We start from the raw sequence: 12,981 nt of genomic DNA on the forward strand, positions 1-12,981 counted from the left end.
TATCGCGAAGTCGAGGTTGGCCTGGAGCGGGGTGACTTCATCAATGTCCGTGCTGAGGAGCTGTAACTCTTTCGTCTCGTTGCCGTAGAGCGTGTAGCCGGCCTCAAGCCTGAGCGTGTCACGAGCGCCGAGTCCGGCTGGCCTTATGCCGTACTTCTCGCCCTCCTCAAGGATTCTCTCCCAGACGTGGAGGGCCTTCTCCGGTTTACCCCTCTTCTCGGGGTTAGGGTGGTATGGATTGGAGTCCTCGAAGTAGACCTCAAAGCCGTTCTCGCCGGTGTAACCACTCCTTGAGAGGAGCATCCTGATTCCGTCGAGTTCAACTTCCTTGGCCTGGAACCACCAGAGGTCGTTGATGTCTATGCCGAAGAGGTCTTTGGCAAGGTCTCTCGCCTTCGGGCCCTGAACGGAGAACATTGCCATGTCGTAGGTCTTGTTCTCAATCTCAAGGTCAAGCTCGCCGAACTTCTCGATTCCCCGCTTTATAGCGTTGAACCATGCCTCGAGCTTCTCGAAGGCGTCGCTGTCGCAGACCATCATGTAGGTGTCGTTCCCGAGGTTGAAGACGAGGGTCTCGTCCTTAACAGCTCCGCGCTCGTTGAGAACCAGAGTATAGGTTCCGCTTATCGCGGGGGGCTTGCTTATGTCGTTGGTTGTGACGTACTGGAGGAACTCCAGCGCGTCCTTACCGCGGAAGATGAACTCGCCCATGTGGGAGACGTCGAAGATGCCTACGCCGTTTCTAACAGCCAAGTGCTCCTCCTTTATGCTCGAATACCAGATTGGCATCTCCCAACCAGCAAACTCCTCGATTTTCTTGGCGTGCTCCTTATGCCAGTCGAATAGGTGCACCCTTTTGACCATGGCAATCACCGCTCAAACTTGGACCTGAACGTTATAACACTTTCCAAAGGGCCCATCGCAACGATAATAAACATTGACGAACAGAATTATACTTGGGTGAACCAAAATGTTTGAGAGAATCCTCTATCCTACCGACTTCTCCGACATATCGCTCCACGCCCTCAGGCACTGCATCCCTAAACTCTTCGAGCTCGGTGCCAAGGAACTCTACCTCCTCCACGTCATTGACATAACCGTCGCGGAACTCGAGGCGTTCGAGCTTGAAGAAATCTACCGCGAGAAGCTTGAAAAGCTCGCCGAGGAGCTGAGAAAGAAGGGAATCAATGCCAAGGCCGACGTGAGGGTGGGAATCCCGTCGCTTGAGATAGCGGAGGCGAGCGAGGAGGCCAATGTTGACCTCGTCGTGACGCCGAGCGTCGGCGAGAACATATGGAGGCAGATGTTCATGGGGAGCACAGCCTCGAACCTCGCGAGGGCCACCAGGAGGCCGGTCCTCCTGCTCAAGTACGTCAAGAAGGACGACTCCTACGAGCTGGCCGTTGACTGCTCCGAGCTCTTCAGGAGGCCCTTAGTAGCGGTGGACTTCTCGAAGTGCTCAATCAAGATAGTCAAGACAGTCCGGAAGTTCGAGGAGCTCATAGAGCGGGGAATACTTCTGCACTCGGTTGACTACGGCAAAGTTGACGAGCTGGAACACAACATCGAGATAGCCAAGAAGAACCTCGAGAAGACGGCCAAAGGGGTCAAAGCCGACTTCGAACTGGAAGTTATGGTCGGAACCGCCAGCCAGGCGATAATAGGGACGGCACTGGCGAAGGGAGCGACGCTCATAGTCATCGGCAAGAAAGGCAGGAGCGTTCTCAAGGATTTGATACTCGGTAGCACGGCAGAGAGGGTCATGCGGGACTCGAAGCTCCCCGTCCTCCTTGTCCCGTGCGAATAGCCTCAGACTGGAACGGCTTCCTCATCAACTCGGTAGCTACCCTGTTGCCATCATCGGCTGTCCTTCCCTATTTTTCCGGCCTTATAAAGCTACTCCTTCGTGCTTTCTCCCCTCATGAAGGCGCTCGCCATTATGTGGGCGAGCCTCAGCGGTTCCGGAATCAGGCCGGTCTTCGTAGTTATCCTAACGACCTCGAAGGCCACACCAGGAGAAACGCCGAGTGCCTGGACGTAGAGCTTCCCTGGAATCATCTCGAAGAGCGGGGGAGCCTTCCTCAGGAGTTCAACCCTCTCCTTCCAGTCCGGAAAGTGCTTCCTCAGCGCGAGCTCCATCGCGTTTAAATCGGGCCTCTTCCTCACGAGGACGATTACCGGAAGACCAGTCTCGCGGTGAAGTCTTTCGAGGTCAACGACGTTGAAGCCCCCGTAGGTTATCCCCTTGAGCATAACAACCCGCAAATCCTTGAAGCGGGACCTGTTTACGGCATCAATCAGCTTCTCGGTAGCGTCGGTTCCGTCAACGGTTATCCACCTTGAAACGGCCCCGACAACATCCTTCGAGCCCTTCATGACGACCCCGAAGAGAACCGTCTTTCTCCTTTCGAGCTTGGAAGAAAAGGAGAACGTCCCGTCGTCGAAGCCAACGACCCTTATCTCGGGCTTCACCTTGCGAATCATCCAAACAGCACCCTCGCCATCCACTCCGAGTACTCCCTGTTGAGCTTGTCGAGGTCAATCCTCGCTATCAGCGGGACCTCGTAGGGGTGGAGCTCCCTCAGCGCGTCCCTCAAGGCCTTCCATCTGCTCACCTCGGTCTTGAGGAGAACGCCGATTTCTTTGCCCTCCTCTATCTTCCCCTCCCACCAGTACATAGCCTCATGCTCCCGCATGTTGGCGCAGACTATGAGCTTCCTCTCGAGGAGCTCCCTGACGACCTTTCTGGTGCTCTCCCAGTCAGGAAACGTCGTGTAAACGAATATCGCCTCCATAGGACACCCCAAGGAGAGTAGGCAAGTAAAGCTTAAATCCCTTGTGGAGAAACCGAAACGGGATGGTGTATGAGGAAGGTTAGGGCGCACCTTAGGATATACGGGCGCGTTCAGGGGGTCGGCTTCCGCTGGAGCATGCAGCGGGAAGCGAAGAAGCTCGGTGTAAGCGGGTGGGTCAGGAACCTGCCCGACGGTAGCGTCGAGGCAGTCGTAGAGGGCGAAGAAGAGAGGGTAGAAGCTCTAATCGGATGGGCCCACCAGGGGCCGCCACTGGCGAGGGTAACACGCGTCGAGGTTAAATGGGAAGAACCGGAGGGACTGGAGGGCTTCAAAGTCGTTGGCTGATGGCCTCAAGGAGAACCCTCTTGGGGCAGTACTTGACTTCACAGTAGTTGCAGACCAGCTTTTCCTTCTCCTTCTCCGGCGTGTGGAGTATGAGCCTCTGGAAGCCGTGGATGTCCTTTATTCTCGCGAAGGTCTCGACGGGAAGCGTTCCGTCGATGACGATGAATATCTTACTCGTTTCCTCCCTCAGGTTCCTGCCAAAGACCTCCATAACCGGGACGTTGCTCTCCGCGAGAATCCGCATAACTTCGGCAAAGGCTCCCTGATAGTCCTCCTTTTCAACGTCAATCTCGAGCACTTCCCAGCCCATGAGCGGGGCGACGTCTATCAAGCTGGGGAGCGGGTTGAGGCGCTCGAAGATGAGTTTGAGTGGGTAGGTCTTCTCGATGTACTCGATTGTGTGGTAGATTATCTTCCTGTTGACGCCTATCGCCCTGGCGAGCTCGCTTATCGGAATCTCAACGTTCTTGAGGTAGATTTTACCGTTCCTCACGCTCAGGCCGTTCTCAAAGAGGAACTCGGCGACCTTCCTCCTGGCGGGATAGTTCTTGAAGTAGGCCTCAAGTATGAGCATCATCTTTGTTCACCTCTTACTCATACCTGGGTAGAAATGGATATTTAAATCTTTCCCCGGCAAGAGTTATAACGCCCAACACCGTATTGGGAATTTAGGAGGTGGTGGAATGTTCGACGTAATCGGCATGGGAAACCTCAACTACGACATAATCTTCCTGCTCGACCGCTTTCCCGAGTTCCACGAGAAGGTCGTCTCCAGGGAGGCCCACTTCGGCCTCGGCGGTGCGGCTGGAAACACGATAAGCTGGCTCGCGACCTTTGGTCTCAAGACGGGATTCATCGGCGCCGTGGGAAAGGACGAGATAGGTGAGGCCCACCTGAGGTACTTCGAGAGGCTCGGCGTCGACACCTCGGGAATAGACGTCGTTGACGTTCCATCGGGAGTTGCCGTTGCGATGGTTCACGGGGACGACAAGAGGATAGTCAAGCACCTTGGAGCCAACTCTCTCAGGAAGTTCAAGCCCGAGTACGCAAAGAAAGCCAGGTTCCTGCACCTCTCATCCAATCCGCCTGAGCTCATCGAGGAGGCAGTCCGCTTCGCCAACGCCAGCGGGATTCCCATCTCGGTCGATATCGGAGAGGCAACCCTGCCAAGGGAAGTGGAGGGCATGGTTGACTACCTCCTCATGAACGAGGACGAGTACAGGCGGAAGTACGGCTCGCTTGACACTTCTCTCAGCAACGCCAAGAACCTCATAATAACGCTCAACGGTGGCGGGGCGATAGTTCGCGAGGGGGATGAAACCTTCGAGGTTCGCGGGCTGAGCGCGAAGGTCGTTGACAGCACGGGAGCTGGGGACTCCTTCGACGCGGGCGTAATCTACGGAATCCTCAGGGGATGGTCGCTCAGGGATTCGGCAAAGCTCGGCATGCTCCTGGCGTATCTCACCGTCCAAAAGGTAGGCGCGAGGAGCGCGATAGTTCCGCTCGATGAGGTGGTCAAACTGTCAAGGAAACTGAACCTTGATTTGCCGTGGTGAACGGAACCGTTTAATCCTCGGAAAACCTTAAAAATTCGGGTTTCAAAAAAGGTTAGGGAGCCGGAAGAGCGGAGGTGAGCCCTTTGGAAATAGTGATTGACAACTTCAAGCCAAAGATAACAAGGCCCTTCAAGAGGAAGAACGAGTACTGGGTCAAGCTCATCCTTCCCGAGGGTGAGGAATACATAATGAAGTTCAAGAGCCCCCTGGAGGCAGAGGACGCCATCTACGGCATGCTCGACGACCTTCAGGTTTACGGGGGCAAAGTAAAGCTCAAGCTCCGTGAGGGTAACGTCATCGAGGATATTGAGGTTCTCGAGCTCTACAAGCCGTCCGCGAAGGAACTCCTCAACGAGTACTTCAACGACTAACGTCCTTTTCTGTTCATTATAGTTGTCGTTTTGACAGGAAACTTATATATATCCCCGCACCCAATATTTCTATTGGGGTCTATCCGTTTAGGTGACCGTTAATCAAATCGTGTGGAGGTCGTCCCAGTGGCAAGACGGAAGAACAAGGAGCTCATCGAAATCGCAATGGACATAGGCGGTGAGGAGGCCGTTGAGGTAGTCAAAGCTCTCGAAAAGATGAAGGAAGCAACTGATGAAGAGATTGCCGAAAAAACTGGAATAAGGGTTAACACTGTCAGGAGGATTCTCTACAAGCTCAACGACCAGGGACTGGCAGATTTCAAGAGAATCCGCGACCCAGAGACGGGATGGTATTACTACTACTGGCGCCTTGAGACCAAGAGGCTGCCCGAGATAATAAAGGCCCGAAAGATGGCCGAGCTTAAGAGGCTCAAGGAGATGCTCGATGAAGAGACCAGCGAGATTTACTACTGGTGCGGTGAGGAGGGCCATCCGAGGCTCACCTTCGACGAAGCAATGGAGTACGAGTTCCAGTGCCCGATATGCGGAAAGATGCTCATGCAGTACGACAACAGTCGAATTGTCGAGGAGCTCAAGAAGCGCATAGAGGAACTCGAAATCGAGCTCGGCCTCAGGAAGAAGCCGAGGAAGAAAAAGAGCGGTTAAATAAGCGGAATGGCCTCTTAATGAACTTCGGGGATGGTGAAGATGGAAGAAGTGGTTATTCTTGAGAAGGTTTACGGGGACAGGAGTGGTTTTGACAAGCTCCACAGGAAGCTCCGCTCCCTTTTAGGGGATTTGGAGGTCGAGTGGAAGCTATCGGCAACGACCAAGAACTGGGTCAAGGTCAGCCTCAGCGGTGAGGACGAGGAAATCAGCGCGAACCTCGTTAGAGAAGAGTTCGGCGAGGTTCCCCACAGCCTCAAGAACGTTGAAGTCGGAAAGACCTACAGGGGACGCTTCATAGACCTCGGCAAGGTCGGCTACGGCGCCTACGTTGACATTGGAATCTTCAAGCCGAAGCCCAAGGACGCGCTGATTCCGCTCTACTACCTCAAGAAAACCTTCGGGGACATGCCGGTAAGGCAGATGATTCGCGAGTTCGGCTGGGTGGACAACCTGCCCGTTGAGGTTGAAGTGACAAACGTCGAGTTCGGAGCCAGGGAAGTGGAGTTAGCTTTCAGTGAGGGACAGTTAAAGACAATCAAGGGCTGGCTGAGCGACGGTTATGACAAGCTCTTCATAACGGGGACGATAAGCGAGAAGGTCGAGGAGGCTCTCATCAAGACGGGCCACGGCAGGGACGTCAAAAGGATGGAAGAGCTCGGCCTGATGGAGACGCTCCTCGTCCTCAAGAAGGGAACCCAGGCCCCAGGAATCATCAAGGCAATCGGCCCACACCTCAAGGGGGCCGTCTTCGGGGCAATCAAGTTTGAATGACGGAGTGAACGAGCCTGACGGCGAGTATCGAAACAAGGGTCAGAGCGTAGGGGAAGAACCCGCCCACGAATGGGGCAATCAGAAGGAATGCCAGCGTTGAAATTGTTATGAAGGCCGTCGGGCCCCTCCACCTTATTCTTCTCAGCCCGGTTAACAGGGCGTAGACCACTATGGCGAGCCCTAAGAGGGATTGGAGGATGAAGTTCTCGACGAAGCCAGGATGGGGCTGAAAGCTCATCCACTTCGACAGCCAGTCGAAGCCGTAAACCCTGCACAGGGCCCAGAAGCCTGCCCACACGAAGACGAGGTAAGAAGAGTTCCTGAGCTTCCTGCCAGGGTACGTCAGGGCGAAGAAGAGGGGAAAGAGCAGAAGGTACGGGTTGAAGATGGACGCGAGGAGCGTGGCGCCGGCCAGTGCCAGTATCTCCAGGGTTCTCCGCGAACCGGGGACGAAAGAGGAGTTTGTGGCTATCGAAATTGAGAGTAAAGTCAAAACGAGTCCGGGCAGGGCGGTTCCAACCGTGGCAACCTGGGAGCGGAAGAGCGGTGCCGAGAAAACGAGCCCGAAGGATATGAAGCCGAGAGCCCTCTCATGCTTAGGGGCAACGTAGAAGAAGAGCCCGGTCAAGATTAGAAGGAAAAGCCAGTGGGCCAACCAAAGGTTCTCGTCCGTGGGGGAAACCATGGAGAGGAGGTGCCCAACGAGGGCCAACAGCGGGGAGGATGGAACTGCACCCGCGGAAACGGACAGGGCCCGGGAGAAGAACTCAAGGAAGTTGCCCGGCAGAACGGGTGTTTCCGAGAGGGTAAACCAGACGAGGATTATGGACGCACCGAGAAGGAAGAACCTGGCGGAGTAGCTCCGGTCCTTCCTTAAACTCAGTCCAAAAAAGAGCACTATAACAAACGCTAGAATCGCAAAGACACCGAGGGCACTTCGGGAGGGAGCCCAAATCTCCGAGAAGGCGTTGTGGGTGAGGTAAATGTTGTCATTGCTTCCTGTGACGAAGAGGGTGTTGTTGACGACGATTATCATAGGGGAAAGAGAAACACTCTCGGGAAGGCCCGTCAGGTTCCAAAGCCTCTTCATCTCAGGGTTCTCGTAGACGTTTCCGACGAGAACGAGCGTGCCGTTCCCGTGCTCCAGGACTTCACCGAGCTTGGCGTCAACGTAGCGGGCCCAGCCCTTTGCCCAGTAGTCCCTGCCAGGAACGACGCGATAAGTGGTGTTGGAGTGTAAAAAGTTCTCGAAACTTTCTTTATCCGGATAATAGCTAACCCCACCGGCCGAAACGAGCGGTGAAACGAGCAGGAGGAGCAAAATCAAAGCCAAAGCCCTTCTCATCCTCTCCCCGGGATAGGTAGGGGAAGGGGTTAAAAAGCTTAACGTAGCCTGGTCCAGCGCGGCCCCATCGCAACGGCTCCCGCCGGCCTGAGCCGCGCCTTAAAAAGAATGAGTAGAGGGAGTTAAAAATCACTCGGTTTTCTGCTCCTCCTCGCCCTTGAGCTCCTCGAGCTTCTTCACGAGCTTATCGGCGAGCTCCATAAAAGCCTTAGCGGCGGGGGTGTCTCCGTAGAGGACTATTGGAATGCCTGCGTCGCTTGCCTCCCTCGCCTTGAGGTCTATCGGAACCTCACCGAGGAAGTCAACGCCCTCCTTCTCGGCGAGCTTCTTGCCCCCGCCCTTGCCGAAGAGGTCAATCTCGTTTCCACAGTGCGGGCAGATGAGGTAGCTCATGTTCTCGATGACGGCTATGTATGGAACCTCCATCTTCTTCATCATGTTAACGGCCTTGCCCGTGTCGAGCAGGGCAACCTCCTGGGGGGTCGTAACGATGACAGCGGCATCGAGCTGGACGTTCTGGACGACGGTGAGGATTTCGTCGCCCGTTCCGGGCGGGAAGTCGATTATCATGAAGTCGAGCTCGCCCCACTTGACGTCGCCGAGGAGCTGTTTGATGGCCTTGGTGACGAGGGCGCCACGCCAGATTACCGGCTGGTCCTCGGGGACGAGGAAGCCCATGCTCATGACCTTGATTGGCGTAATCTGACCCATGAAGTCGGCCATCGGCGGGAGCATCTCGAAGCGACCGTCTTCCATGCGCTCCGCCAAAACATCGGCCTTCTCAACGCCCAGCATCTTGGCGACGTTCGGTCCGTGTATGTCGGCATCGAGCAGGCCAACGTAGTAGCCCTTCTTCGCGAGCGCGGCCGCGAGGTTCACCGCGACGGTGCTCTTTCCAACGCCACCCTTACCGCTGAGAACCGCTATCTTGTACTTCCACTTCTTCTGTTTCTCCTTTATCCTCTCGGTGAGGGGATCCGCACCGAGACCTCCGACGTTGAGCGTTGGAGTCTTGATCGTCATCTTACACCACCGACGGGAATAGTTCTGTGAACTTAAAAACCTTTGTCCCAAAACTTAACAGAATTACCCAAACATGGGTAGAGAAAAGAGAGGAAGAAGGAAAACGCTCACTCCTCCGGCTTCGGGAGGGTGACCTCGACGCCGAGGACCTTCCACATGGCCTTTATCTGCTCGCGGAGCTGGTCAATTGCCTCTGGCTGCTTGAAGAGGTGCTTGAACCTGCCCTGGAGCTTGAGGTACTCCTCTATGGGCTTCTTGAACTCGATGGCAACTACTTTGCCTCCCTCGCGCTTGACCTTCGCGCCTCCTCCTGGGCTCTGTATCTTGATGTTGTGGAAGTCGCCGTTCTCAATCTCGAAGAGTGGCCAGACACCGGTCTCGATGGCGAGCCTGGCTATTTCAACGCCCTTCTCGAGCGGGCTCTTCCATCCGGTCGGACAGGTACAGTGAACCTGGACGAAGGCAGGGCCGTCAACCTTGGCGGCCTTCTTCATCTTCCTGACGAAGTCGAAGGGGTTGCCTATGCTCGCGGTGGCGACGTAGGGTATCTGGTGGGCGGCGGCGATGAGGGCGACCCACTTCTTGGGCTTGTCCTCACCGATGGAGTACTTGCCGGGAGGTGAGGTGGTCGTCCAGGCTCCGTAGGGGGTTGAGCTTGAGCGCTGAATTCCCGTGTTCATGTAGGCCTCGTTGTCGTACATCAGGTAGACGACGTTGTGTCTCCTCTCGAGCATACCGCTGAGGGCCTGAAGGCCTATGTCGGCAGTACCACCGTCACCGCCTATTGCGAGTATCTTACCCTTGAGTCCCTTCTTCTTCCAGGCGGCCTCGATACCGCTCGCGGCGGCGGCCGCGTTCTCAAAGGCTACGTGCACCCATGGAACCTTCCAGGCGGTGTAGGGGAAGACCGCCGAAACGACCTCCATACATCCCGTGGCCTGAGCTATGGCGAAGGCGTTCGGGTCACCGTACTTCTCCTCCATAGCCTCGCTGAAGGCCTTGGTGGCGAGCTTAAGAGCGGTGGCACAGCCACAGCCGGCACAGGCGGCGTGGCCCGGTGCCCAGTACTCGCGAGTTGTAATCGGGGGCTTCCTAACGACCATCTTCATCACCTCACAGTATCTCCTTCCTGAGGCCTATCCAGTTGACCTCCTCAAACTCCTCTCCATTGAGGGCCTTCTGCGCAATCGCGAGGGCCTCGTCGAGGTTCTGGAACGTGACGTCCCTGCCACCGAGACCGAGGATGTAATCGATGATAATCGGCTTCTCCTTCTCGTTTATCAGAGCCCTGCTGAAGTCCTGGAAGAGGGCTCCTCCAACGCTGAAAGTGACGTTCTTCTCGAGGAGCGCAAGAACTTTCGCCTTCTTAGCCAAAGCGCGGACTTCCTCAATCGGGAACGGGCGGTAAACGGTGAGCTTCGCGGCTCCGACCTTTATGCCCTTCTCGCGGAGGTGGTCAACGTACTCCTTGACGGTTCCGGCGAGTGAGCCCATCGTGACGAAGATTATCTCTGCGTCGTCAGTCCTATACTCCTCAATCTTCTGGTACTTCCTACCGAACTTCTTCTCGAACTCGGCAAAGGCTTCATCTATGACCTTCCTCGCGTTCTCGTTGGCCTCCCAGACGGTGTAGCGGGCCTCCATGTAGTGGGCCGGGAAGGCAAGAGTACCCTGGGTTATGGGCCTCTTCGGGTCAACGTAGGCGTGCTTGGGCTCGTACTCGCCGAGGAACTCGTCAACGAGCTCCTGGTCAGGAATCTCGACGGGCTCGACGGTGTGGGTGAGGATGAACGCGTCGAAGCCAACCATCGCCGGGAGGAGAACGCGCTCGTCCTCGGCAACCTTGTAGGCTATCAGGATTAAATCGAGGGCCTCCTGGTTGTTTTCGGCGTAGAACTGGAGCCAGCCGGTGTCGCGCTCGCTTATGCTGTCCTGCCAGTCGTTCCAGATGTTAATCGGAGCGCTAAGAGAGCGGTTTCCAATGGCCATGACTATCGGAAGGCGCATTCCAGCGGCGATGAAGAGCACCTCGTGCATCAGAGCCAGACCCTGGGAAGCGGTCGCGGTGAAGGTTCTGACGCCTGCCGCTGAGGCACCAACGCAGGCTGAAATGGCCGAGTGCTCGCTCTCGACCTTAATGAACTCAGCGTCGAGCTCGCCGTTGGCGACGAACTCACTGATTTTCTCGGGAACGAGGGTTGACGGTGTAATCGGGAAGGCCGCTATGACCTTCGGCTTGGCAAGCTTCGCGGCCCAGGCGGCCGCCTCGTTGGCTTTCATAACCGTCCTAATCGGCATCTTTCACCACCTCACTTGGTCTCCCTAACCATAACTATAGCATCGGTCGGGCACTCGTTCGCGCAGATTCCACAACCCTTACAGTAGTCGTAGTCGAAGACCGGGTAGTTCTCCTCGTCGAGGTAGATAGCCGGCTCCGGGCAGTAGATGTAGCAGAGGTAGCAGCGAACGCACTTGTCCCTGTAGAACTCGGGCATGAAGACACGCCAGGAACCAGTCTTGTTGATTACGCTACTCCCCGGGATGTAGGCAATCGCTCCCGGCGTCATCTTTTCGCTATACTCCTTCTGAACCCTCTCTATGTCGGCCTTAAACGGGCTCTCAGCCATATGTATCACCTCTGGTGAGTTGTCAGATGGAAACTTAAACCTTATGGAAACCCAAAGTTGGAAAAGGAAAGGCTCAGCCAAAGACCTCGGCGAGCTTCTTGAGCTTCTCCCACTCGCGAAGCACCCAGCTCTGGAGGTTCTCGATGTCCTCCTTGGTCATGTACTTGAACCTGCCCTGGAGCTTGAGGAACTCCTCAATTGGCTTCGGCTCCTTCTTGGGTGAGGGCATGTTTATCTTGTACTTGCCGTTCTCGTACTCGAAGAGCGGGAAGTAGGCGGTCTGGACGGCGAGACGAGCAATCTCGATGCTCTTGTCGGTCGGCGAGCGCCAGCCCGTCGGACACGGGCTGAACAGCTGGATGAAACTCGGTCCCGGTATCTTTCTGGCCTTCTTGAGCTTCCTTATGAAGTCCTCAGGGAAGGCGACGCTCGCAGTGGCCGCGTAGGGAACCTCGTGAGCTATGACGATGTCGATGACCTTCTTCTTGTGCCTCTTCTCAAGGAAGTGCCTCTTCCCTCCAGGCGTGTTGGTGGTCCAGGCTCCGTAAGGGGTCGAGCTCGAACGCTGAATTCCAGTGTTCATGTAAGCCTCGTTGTCGTACATTATGTAGACCGCGTCGTGGCCCCTCTCGAGGAAGCCGCTCAACGCCTGAAGGCCTATGTCAGCCGTTCCACCGTCGCCGGCCCAGCCGACGACCATTACCCCATCTTCGCCCTTGACCTTTATTCCCCTCGCCTTCAGAGCGGCCTCGATGCCGCTTATGACCGCACCTGTGGTCTCGAAGGCGGTGTGGAAGAGGTTAGCGTCAAGCGCGGTGTATGGCCAGGGGCCGGCTATGATAGTTGAACAGCACGCTGGGATGACGAAGATGGTCTTCCTGCCGTAGGCCTTGAGGACGTACCTTATTCCGAGCGAGGCGCCACAGCCCTGGCAGGCCGTGTGGCCGGCAAAGAAGTGCTCCTCGGCGGGGATGCTTAACCTCTTCTTAACGTTCTCGGGAATCTCCATCGTTCTCACCTCTTGAGGTGGTACCACTCAACCTCTCTATCGAGCTTTCCTGCCTCGATAACATTCTTCATGTCCTCGGCTATGGCCTTGACGTCCGGAACTGTGAAGTCCCTGCCACCGAGTCCAACGATGTAGTTCTTGATTATCGGCCTGGCGTCGGTGTTGTAGAGAACGCCCTTCGCCTCGTTGAAGAGTATACCTTCCTGGCCGAAGGAGAAGTTCCTGTCAAGGACGGCTATACCCTTAACGCTCTCGGCTATCTCAAGGAGTTCCTCCTTCGGGAACGGCCTGAACCATCTAACTTTCGCGTAGCCGACCTTGTAGCCCTCCTTCCTGAGGAGCTCGACGGCCTCCTTGACGGTTCCCATGAGGGAGCCCATGCCCATGAAGACGAAGTCGGCATCGTCAACGTAGCCCTTCTCAATCATCTCGCTGTAGTCCCTGCCGAAGCGCTCGCCGAACTCCTTACC

16 protein-coding genes and 1 pseudogene are annotated in these 12,981 nt (G+C 56.0%); 6 read left to right on the forward strand and 11 right to left on the reverse strand.

Features of this window, described 5'->3' with window-relative positions:
• Window positions 1-864, reverse strand: an 864-nt coding sequence (locus MVO87_RS04680) for a glycine cleavage system aminomethyltransferase GcvT (protein WP_297552376.1), incomplete at its 3' end; no start/stop codon positions are given.
• A gap of 106 nt (window positions 865-970) precedes the next feature.
• Here MVO87_RS04680 and MVO87_RS04685 point away from each other — a divergent pair.
• The gene (locus MVO87_RS04685; protein WP_297513785.1) at window positions 971-1,807 is read left to right on the forward strand and encodes a universal stress protein; all 837 of its coding nucleotides are present in this window, start codon (window positions 971-973) and stop codon (window positions 1,805-1,807) included.
• Window positions 1,808-1,896: 89 nt separating this feature from the next.
• On the opposite strand, the gene MVO87_RS04690 is transcribed toward MVO87_RS04685, so the two are convergent.
• Both MVO87_RS04690 and cutA read right to left on the reverse strand, forming a co-directional pair.
• A complete protein-coding gene (locus MVO87_RS04690) occupies window positions 1,897-2,484 on the reverse strand; it encodes an endonuclease dU (protein WP_297513787.1) in 588 nt (195 codons plus the stop codon).
• Window positions 2,481-2,795 (reverse strand): divalent-cation tolerance protein CutA, encoded by a 315-nt coding sequence (gene cutA / locus MVO87_RS04695; RefSeq protein WP_297513789.1) that lies wholly within the window; start codon window positions 2,793-2,795, stop codon window positions 2,481-2,483. Before cutA ends, MVO87_RS04690 begins: the two co-directional genes overlap by 4 nt.
• 69 nt (window positions 2,796-2,864) lie before the next feature.
• Between cutA and MVO87_RS04700 the strand changes: the two genes are divergently transcribed.
• Window positions 2,865-3,140, forward strand: coding sequence for an acylphosphatase (locus MVO87_RS04700; RefSeq protein WP_042692365.1), 276 nt, complete (start codon window positions 2,865-2,867; stop codon window positions 3,138-3,140).
• Here the strand turns inward: MVO87_RS04700 and MVO87_RS04705 are convergent.
• On the reverse strand, window positions 3,124-3,717 hold the full coding sequence (locus tag MVO87_RS04705; RefSeq protein ID WP_297513793.1) for a regulator of amino acid metabolism, contains ACT domain protein: 594 nt from the start codon (window positions 3,715-3,717) through the stop codon (window positions 3,124-3,126). The two genes, MVO87_RS04700 and MVO87_RS04705, sit on opposite strands and share 17 nt — an antisense overlap.
• Window positions 3,718-3,823: 106 nt before the next feature.
• On the opposite strand from MVO87_RS04705, the gene MVO87_RS04710 reads away from it, so the two are divergent.
• The 4 genes from MVO87_RS04710 to MVO87_RS04725 all read left to right on the forward strand — a co-directional run bounded on the left by MVO87_RS04710 (window position 3,824) and on the right by MVO87_RS04725 (window position 6,507).
• Complete coding sequence (locus MVO87_RS04710; protein ID WP_297513796.1) at window positions 3,824-4,696, forward strand: ADP-dependent ribose-1-phosphate kinase; 873 nt, start codon at window positions 3,824-3,826, stop codon at window positions 4,694-4,696.
• A gap of 83 nt (window positions 4,697-4,779) precedes the next feature.
• The gene (locus MVO87_RS04715) at window positions 4,780-5,067 is read left to right on the forward strand and encodes a hypothetical protein (protein WP_042692357.1); all 288 of its coding nucleotides are present in this window, start codon (window positions 4,780-4,782) and stop codon (window positions 5,065-5,067) included.
• A 126-nt stretch (window positions 5,068-5,193) separates the two neighbouring features.
• Window positions 5,194-5,733 carry a transcription factor E gene (gene tfe, locus MVO87_RS04720; RefSeq protein WP_297513800.1) on the forward strand — a complete coding sequence of 180 codons (540 nt, stop codon included), beginning with the start codon at window positions 5,194-5,196 and terminating at the stop codon, window positions 5,731-5,733.
• A 42-nt stretch (window positions 5,734-5,775) separates the two neighbouring features.
• Complete coding sequence (locus MVO87_RS04725) at window positions 5,776-6,507, forward strand: DUF2110 family protein (RefSeq protein WP_297513810.1); 732 nt, start codon at window positions 5,776-5,778, stop codon at window positions 6,505-6,507.
• Here MVO87_RS04725 and MVO87_RS04730 read toward each other — a convergent pair.
• The 7 genes and pseudogenes from MVO87_RS04730 to porA (MVO87_RS04760) all read right to left on the reverse strand — a co-directional run.
• A complete protein-coding gene (locus MVO87_RS04730) occupies window positions 6,494-7,852 on the reverse strand; it encodes a hypothetical protein (protein ID WP_297513802.1) in 1,359 nt (452 codons plus the stop codon). The genes MVO87_RS04725 and MVO87_RS04730 overlap by 14 nt on opposite strands.
• A 129-nt stretch (window positions 7,853-7,981) precedes the next feature.
• Window positions 7,982-8,875 (reverse strand): Mrp/NBP35 family ATP-binding protein, encoded by an 894-nt coding sequence (locus tag MVO87_RS04735; protein ID WP_297552374.1) that lies wholly within the window; start codon window positions 8,873-8,875, stop codon window positions 7,982-7,984.
• Between the two features lie 107 nt (window positions 8,876-8,982).
• Window positions 8,983-9,978 carry a pyruvate synthase subunit PorB gene (gene porB, locus MVO87_RS04740; RefSeq protein WP_297516353.1) on the reverse strand — a complete coding sequence of 332 codons (996 nt, stop codon included), beginning with the start codon at window positions 9,976-9,978 and terminating at the stop codon, window positions 8,983-8,985.
• Between the two features lie 10 nt (window positions 9,979-9,988).
• Window positions 9,989-11,173, reverse strand: a complete 1,185-nt coding sequence (porA, locus tag MVO87_RS04745; RefSeq protein WP_297516349.1) for a pyruvate synthase subunit PorA — start codon at window positions 11,171-11,173, stop codon at window positions 9,989-9,991.
• Window positions 11,174-11,184: 11 nt separating this feature from the next.
• Window positions 11,185-11,502: a pyruvate synthase subunit PorD gene (gene porD, locus MVO87_RS04750; protein WP_297516354.1), complete on the reverse strand. Its 318-nt coding sequence runs from the start codon at window positions 11,500-11,502 to the stop codon at window positions 11,185-11,187.
• Window positions 11,503-11,575: 73 nt separating this feature from the next.
• A complete protein-coding gene (locus MVO87_RS04755) occupies window positions 11,576-12,511 on the reverse strand; it encodes a 3-methyl-2-oxobutanoate dehydrogenase subunit beta (protein ID WP_297516351.1) in 936 nt (311 codons plus the stop codon).
• Between the two features lie 5 nt (window positions 12,512-12,516).
• A pseudogene (gene porA, locus MVO87_RS04760) lies at window positions 12,517-12,981 on the reverse strand (pyruvate ferredoxin oxidoreductase); the annotation flags it as partial.

It is taken from the genome of Thermococcus sp. (assembly GCF_027063845.1).
GTDB lineage: Archaea > Methanobacteriota_B > Thermococci > Thermococcales > Thermococcaceae > Thermococcus.

Excerpts from the sequence above, each read along its gene's own strand:
- MVO87_RS04755 (WP_297516351.1), bottom strand. The coding sequence starts at position 12,511 with ATGGAGATTCCCGAGAACGTTAAGAAGAGGTTAAGCATCCCCGCCGAG.
- porA (WP_297516349.1), bottom strand. The coding sequence starts at position 11,173 with ATGCCGATTAGGACGGTTATGAAAGCCAACGAGGCGGCCGCCTGGGCC.
- MVO87_RS04690 (WP_297513787.1), bottom strand. The coding sequence starts at position 2,484 with ATGATTCGCAAGGTGAAGCCCGAGATAAGGGTCGTTGGCTTCGACGAC.
- MVO87_RS04735 (WP_297552374.1), bottom strand. The coding sequence starts at position 8,875 with ATGACGATCAAGACTCCAACGCTCAACGTCGGAGGTCTCGGTGCGGAT.
- cutA (WP_297513789.1), bottom strand. The coding sequence starts at position 2,795 with ATGGAGGCGATATTCGTTTACACGACGTTTCCTGACTGGGAGAGCACC.
- MVO87_RS04705 (WP_297513793.1), bottom strand. The coding sequence starts at position 3,717 with ATGATGCTCATACTTGAGGCCTACTTCAAGAACTATCCCGCCAGGAGG.
- MVO87_RS04725 (WP_297513810.1), top strand. The coding sequence starts at position 5,776 with ATGGAAGAAGTGGTTATTCTTGAGAAGGTTTACGGGGACAGGAGTGGT.
- porD (WP_297516354.1), bottom strand. The coding sequence starts at position 11,502 with ATGGCTGAGAGCCCGTTTAAGGCCGACATAGAGAGGGTTCAGAAGGAG.
- MVO87_RS04730 (WP_297513802.1), bottom strand. The coding sequence starts at position 7,852 with ATGAGAAGGGCTTTGGCTTTGATTTTGCTCCTCCTGCTCGTTTCACCG.
- MVO87_RS04700 (WP_042692365.1), top strand. The coding sequence starts at position 2,865 with ATGAGGAAGGTTAGGGCGCACCTTAGGATATACGGGCGCGTTCAGGGG.
- porB (WP_297516353.1), bottom strand. The coding sequence starts at position 9,978 with ATGGTCGTTAGGAAGCCCCCGATTACAACTCGCGAGTACTGGGCACCG.
- MVO87_RS04685 (WP_297513785.1), top strand. The coding sequence starts at position 971 with ATGTTTGAGAGAATCCTCTATCCTACCGACTTCTCCGACATATCGCTC.
- MVO87_RS04710 (WP_297513796.1), top strand. The coding sequence starts at position 3,824 with ATGTTCGACGTAATCGGCATGGGAAACCTCAACTACGACATAATCTTC.